This is a genomic window from Streptomyces muensis (assembly GCF_021474425.1).
GTDB lineage: Bacteria > Actinomycetota > Actinomycetes > Streptomycetales > Streptomycetaceae > Streptomyces > Streptomyces muensis.
The window spans coordinates 1-4,676 of sequence record NZ_JAKEIP010000423.1; the positions used below are offsets into that span (position 1 = coordinate 1).

Genomic DNA, 4,676 nt, shown 5'->3' on the forward strand with positions numbered 1-4,676 from the left:
CCCTGCAACAACCGCACCACCTCACGACTGCTGACCTCCACCGCCCCCGCCCGCACCACGTCGGCGTAACGGTGGGACGGGATGTCGTAGTGGTCCCGTTCGAAGGCGCGTCGCGGTACGCCCAACTCGTCGGCGAAAGCGTGCAGTTCGTCGTACGACACGTCGCTCACGAGGTGGGACCACATCCGGCCGTGCCCCGGCCAGGTCGGGGGGTCTATGTAGATCGCCACGGCGTCACGCGCTCCCCGGCGAGGACGGCGTCCCGCCCTGCCCCGCCGACCCCAGCGCCCCGACCGCCGCGACCTTCACACCCGCCTGGTGGCAAACCCAGTACGGATCCGGCCCCAGCTCCGGCTCGACCTCCAGCGCATGCGGATCGCCGGAGCCGCACACCGGGCAGAGCGGCCAGCGCCCGTACCGGTCCAGCAGCGCGTCCTGTACGTCCTGGGCGACCAGTCCGGCCACGTACTCCACGCCGTCCGGCCACTGCTCCACCCACCAGCGCCGCTGTACGACCGACTCCTCGACCAGCGACACGACGTCCGCCTCGGCGACCTCGGCCGCGACCAGGTCGGCGAGCACGAGGGCGCGCGCCGTGTGCAGCGCCTGCTCCAGGGGACTGAGCGGACTGATGGGTTCCATGAACCCATTGTGCGCACTCTTGACCACGCCTCGGTATTGAAAATACCTTTCAATGGTGACCCGTGACGTGAAGGAAACTTTCTCCGGACGGGTGGGCGCGGCCCCCGCACCCGCCGCCCTCGCCGCCAAGGTGCGCACGCTCGCCCCGTCGATGACCCGCTCCATGCAGCGCGTCGCCGAAGCGGTCGCGCACGACCCCGCGGGCTGCGCCGCCCTCACCGTCACCGGCCTCGCCGAGCTCACCGGCACCAGCGAGGCCACCGTCGTACGCACCGCCCGCCTCCTCGGCTACCCCGGCTACCGCGATCTGCGCCTCGCCCTCGCCGGCCTCGCCGCCCAGCAGCAGTCGGGCCGCGCCCCGGCCATCACGACCGACATCGCCGTGGACGACCCGATCGCCGACGTGGTCGCCAAACTCGCCTACGACGAACAGCAGACCCTCGCCGACACGGCCGCCGGCCTCGACACCGCCCAGCTGGGCGCGGCCGTGTCGGCTGCCGCCGCGGCCCGGCGGATCGACGTGTACGGGGTCGGGGCGAGCGGTCTTGTCGCGCAGGACCTCACGCAGAAGCTGCTGCGGATAGGGCTGATAGCCCACGCGCACAGTGATCCGCATCTCGCCGTGACGAACGCCGTGCAGTTGCGGGCGGGTGACGTGGCCATCGCCATCACGCACTCCGGGTCGACCGGGGATGTCATCGAGCCGTTGCGGGTGGCGTTCGAGCACGGGGCCACGACGGTTGCCATCACGGGGCGGCCGGATGGGGCCGTGACGCAGTACGCCGATCACATTCTTACGACGTCGACGGCTCGGGAGAGTGAGTTGCGGCCCGCCGCGATGTCGTCCCGTACGAGTCAGTTGCTTGTGGTGGACTGTCTGTTCGTGGGGGTGGCTCAGCGGACGTATGAGACGGCGGCGCCCGCGTTGTCGGCGTCTTATGAGGCCCTGGCGCATCGGCATCGTCGTTAGACCGTAGGCCCGACTGTTTGTGGACATCTGCGGGCCGGATGTGGCTGGTCGCGCCCACGCGGCGGTAGCCGCAAATTCAACACAGCCCCGCGCCCCTGAGTACGTCACCACACCGGAAACTTGGAAAGAGCCGCCCCCCTCATGACCTCTGCACCCACCCCCCGTGACCTCCGCTCCGAGTTGGACTCCCTCACCACCGAAGCCTTTCGGCCCGAGCTCGCGGAGATCGATCGGCTGCCCACGCTCGACATCGCGCGGCTCATGAACGGGGAGGACGCGGCCGTGCCCGGGGCCGTGGCACGGTGCCTTCCCGAGATCGCCGCGGCCATCGACGCCATCGCGGAGAGGATGGCGCAGGGGGGCCGGCTCATCTACGCCGGTGCCGGCACCGCCGGTCGGCTCGGTGTGCTCGACGCGTCCGAGTGTCCGCCCACCTTCAACACCGCACCCACCCAGGTCGTCGGGCTCATCGCGGGCGGTCCGGAGGCGATGGTGACCTCGGTCGAGGGGGCCGAGGACTCCAAGGAGCTGGCCCGGGCCGATCTCGACGCGCTCGGGATCGGGGCCGTCGACACGGTGGTCGGCATCTCGGCCTCCGGGCGGACGCCGTACGCCATCGGGGCCGTTGAACATGCGCGGGCGCAGGGGGCGTTGACGGTCGGGCTGGCCTGTAATGCGGGCAGTGCCCTGGCGGGGGCGGCCGAGCACGGGATCGAGGTGGTCGTCGGTCCGGAGCTGCTGACCGGCTCGACCCGGCTGAAGGCCGGCACCGCGCAGAAGCTGGTCCTCAACATGCTGTCGACGATCACGATGATCCGGTTGGGCAAGACGTACGGGAATCTGATGGTCGACGTCCGTGCCTCCAACGACAAGCTGCGGGCCCGCTCCCGCCGTATCGTCGCGCTCGCCACCGGCGCGGAGGACGCGGACATCGAGCGGGCCCTGACCGAGGCGGACGGCGAGGTGAAGACGGCGATCCTGGTGCTGCTGGCGGACGTGGACGGGGCGACTGCCGCCCGTCTCCTTCAGGAGTCGGGCGGTCACCTGCGTGAGGCGCTGGCGGCGGGCAGCTGACTTCGCCCCGCCTGCCCCGCCAACTCCCCTGTTAGCGTGGCCGCATGATGGCACCGACGACCTTCCGCATCGGCGGCGACCTGGAAGTACGACGGCTCGGATTCGGGGCCATGCGGCTGCGGCCCAGCGACGACGAGGAGGCGCACGCCGCCCACGTCGCGGTCGCCCGGCGGGCTGTCGAACTCGGCGTCACCCTGATCGACACGGCCCACCTGTACGGCTGGGGAGCCAACGAGGATCTCCTCGCCGAGGCCCTGCACCCGTACCCGGACGACCTCGTGATCGCCACCAAGGTCGGCATCCGCCACACCACCGCGGGCGAGGGCTGGCGGCACGCCGGCGACCCCGCCGACCTCCGCGTCCAGGTCGACGAGGCCCTGCGCCGGCTCCGCCTCGACCGCATCGAGCTGCTCCAGCTGCACCGCCTCGACCCGGCCGTCCCGATCCCCGACCAGGTCGGCGCCCTCCGTGACCTGCGTGACGAGGGCAAGGTGGGCCGGATCGGCCTGTCCGAGGTGACGGTCGACGAGCTCGCCGAGGCGCGGGCCGTGGTGGAGATCGCGAGCGTCCAGAACCGTTACAACCTCCTCGACCGCGAGTACGAGCCCGTGCTGAAGGCCTGCGAGGCGGCTGGGGTCGCGTTCCTGCCGTGGCGGCCGGTGGCGGCGGGGCAGTCGGGGGCGCGGGCCGAGATCGCCGCGGTGGCGAAGGAGGCCGACGCGACCCCCACCCAGGTCGTGCTGGCCTGGCTGCTCGCCCACTCCCCGGTGATCGTCCCGATCCCGGGCACGACGAGCGTCGCGCACCTGGAGGAGAACGTCGGAGCGAACGCCGTACGCCTCACCCAGGAGCAGTACGACCGCCTGAGCCGCGTCACCGCCACACAAACCCCGTAGGTCGCACAACCCTGCCCCGGTCACGTTGGTCTTGTGTGCGTGAACTCCGCGCCGAGATCGGGTGCAGGGGAGTTGAACACGGGAGATGCACCGCATGTCAGCCACCGCCATTCGTCGTACCGTCCTGGCCGCTTCCGCGGTCTCCCTCGCGCTTGTCGTCACCGCCTGCGGAGGCGGCGAGCAGAGTGGAGAGGACAAGGAGGCAGCGAAGGGCGGCGCCAAGTCCGACAAGCCCGCGGCCAAGACGCTCACCGCCGCCGAGCTGGAGAAGCTCGTGGTCGCCAAGGGCGACGTCAAGGACCACGAGATCACCGAGCCGGGCAAGGACGACGTCTTCGAGCCCGGTTCCGTGTCCGTCGACAAGGCCGAGTGCGACGCCGTCGGGCAGGTGCTGTCGGCCCTCCCGGCGGGCAAGCCGGCGGCGAGCGTCCAGCGCCTCGTGGTCCAGGAGTCCGAGGCGTCCAAGAAGGGCATGCCCTCGATGGAGGAGCTCGCGGAGATGACGGAGAAGGAGGCCGAGGAGGCGACCCTCAACTCGCTCGACATCACCAAGACGATGACCTCCCTCTGGTCCTACGACGCCGACGGCGCCGAGCAGACCCTCACCGCGCTGCGCGAGGCCGGCAAGAAGTGCGCCGGGGGCTTCACCATGACGGTCGCCGGTGAGAAGCAGCAGGTCACCAAGGTCAGCGAGGAGACCCTCTCGGCCGGCGAGGACGCCGTCGCCTGAACGATCGGCACGAAGCAGGGCGGCAGCGCGGGCGAGACCAAGGTCGTCGTCTTCCGGCAGGGCAGCACGCTCGCGGGCTTCTCGTCCTTCAACATCGCGGCGGTCACCCGGGGCGAGGCCTTCGAGCAGCCGACGGCCGTCGTCGAGGCCCAGGCGGCCAAGCTCGGCTGAACCACGGCCTGCTCGCCGAGACCGGGTGGGAAGGTCTGTGGTCCCCACACGCCCTCCCCACCCGGCTCCCACCAGGCGTCTCGGCTCAACAACGCATCCTCCCCTCCCGGTTGACGCCCCGGACCTGCTCCCGCAGCACCTCCCCGCGCGGCGCCACCTCCACCGCGTCCGGCGGACAGTCCCACTCCCGCCC

The 4,676-nt window shown here is 71.2% G+C and carries 6 protein-coding genes; 4 read left to right on the top strand and 2 right to left on the bottom strand.

Annotated features, from left to right (window positions below; genetic code table 11):
• Together L0P92_RS42255 and L0P92_RS42260 are read right to left on the bottom strand one after the other, a co-directional pair.
• Positions 1-230: DUF4031 domain-containing protein (locus L0P92_RS42255; protein WP_234768450.1), on the bottom strand; the 230-nt coding region annotated here is incomplete at its 3' end.
• 4 nt (positions 231-234) lie between these two features.
• Positions 235-633: a DUF8819 family protein gene (locus L0P92_RS42260; RefSeq protein ID WP_234768453.1), complete on the bottom strand. Its 399-nt coding sequence runs from the start codon at positions 631-633 to the stop codon at positions 235-237.
• Positions 634-697: 64 nt separating this feature from the next.
• On the opposite strand from L0P92_RS42260, the gene L0P92_RS42265 reads away from it, so the two are divergent.
• From L0P92_RS42265 to L0P92_RS42280, 4 genes are all read left to right on the top strand, one after another.
• Positions 698-1,612 carry a MurR/RpiR family transcriptional regulator gene (locus L0P92_RS42265; protein ID WP_234768454.1) on the top strand — a complete coding sequence of 305 codons (915 nt, stop codon included), beginning with the start codon at positions 698-700 and terminating at the stop codon, positions 1,610-1,612.
• A 141-nt stretch (positions 1,613-1,753) separates the two neighbouring features.
• Positions 1,754-2,686: an N-acetylmuramic acid 6-phosphate etherase gene (gene murQ / locus L0P92_RS42270; RefSeq protein ID WP_234768451.1), complete on the top strand. Its 933-nt coding sequence runs from the start codon at positions 1,754-1,756 to the stop codon at positions 2,684-2,686.
• A 47-nt stretch (positions 2,687-2,733) separates the two neighbouring features.
• Complete coding sequence (locus L0P92_RS42275; RefSeq protein ID WP_234768455.1) at positions 2,734-3,582, top strand: aldo/keto reductase; 849 nt, start codon at positions 2,734-2,736, stop codon at positions 3,580-3,582.
• Between the two features lie 94 nt (positions 3,583-3,676).
• Positions 3,677-4,312: a hypothetical protein gene (locus L0P92_RS42280; protein WP_234768452.1), complete on the top strand. Its 636-nt coding sequence runs from the start codon at positions 3,677-3,679 to the stop codon at positions 4,310-4,312.
• Positions 4,313-4,676: the final 364 nt, after the last annotated feature.

Coding starts and splice junctions, on each gene's coding strand:
- murQ (WP_234768451.1), top strand. CDS start 1,754: ATGACCTCTGCACCCACCCCCCGTGACCTCCGCTCCGAGTTGGACTCC.
- L0P92_RS42275 (WP_234768455.1), top strand. CDS start 2,734: ATGGCACCGACGACCTTCCGCATCGGCGGCGACCTGGAAGTACGACGG.
- L0P92_RS42280 (WP_234768452.1), top strand. CDS start 3,677: ATGTCAGCCACCGCCATTCGTCGTACCGTCCTGGCCGCTTCCGCGGTC.